Below are 270 nucleotides of genomic sequence, written 5' to 3'. Positions count from 1 at the left end.
CTTCAGGGCCGGTCCGGATCCGGCAGCTTCGCGGGGACGAACGGCGACGTCGGGTCGCTGGCCGGGAACGTTTCCTCGAGCGCTTCGTCCTGGTTGTCGCTGTCGCGCTGCTTGCGCGTGGGGTCCGGGTCGGGCGATCCGGCGGGCGTCGTCATGGCAGGGGCCATGGGGGTGCGTCGGTTGGTCATGGGGAGGCTCGCAGACAGGGGGAGGCCGACCTTACGGCGGCCGCGCGCGCCGCCGCGTGAGGAACGCGGCGCGCGGTTGACG

Annotated in this window: 1 protein-coding gene; it reads right to left on the bottom strand. The window is 73.7% G+C overall.

The features are described 5' to 3' along the window. Positions 1-2: 2 nt before the first annotated feature. On the bottom strand, positions 3-270 hold a 268-nt coding region (locus SB719_RS20255; protein WP_412159757.1), incomplete at its 5' end, for a hypothetical protein.

Origin of the sequence: Pantoea sp. SIMBA_079, assembly GCF_046940275.1 — a bacterium.
Classification (GTDB): domain Bacteria; phylum Pseudomonadota; class Gammaproteobacteria; order Enterobacterales; family Enterobacteriaceae; genus Pantoea; species Pantoea borealis.
Note: the sequence above shows the minus strand (reverse complement) of the source record. Positions and strands in the feature narration are given on the sequence as shown.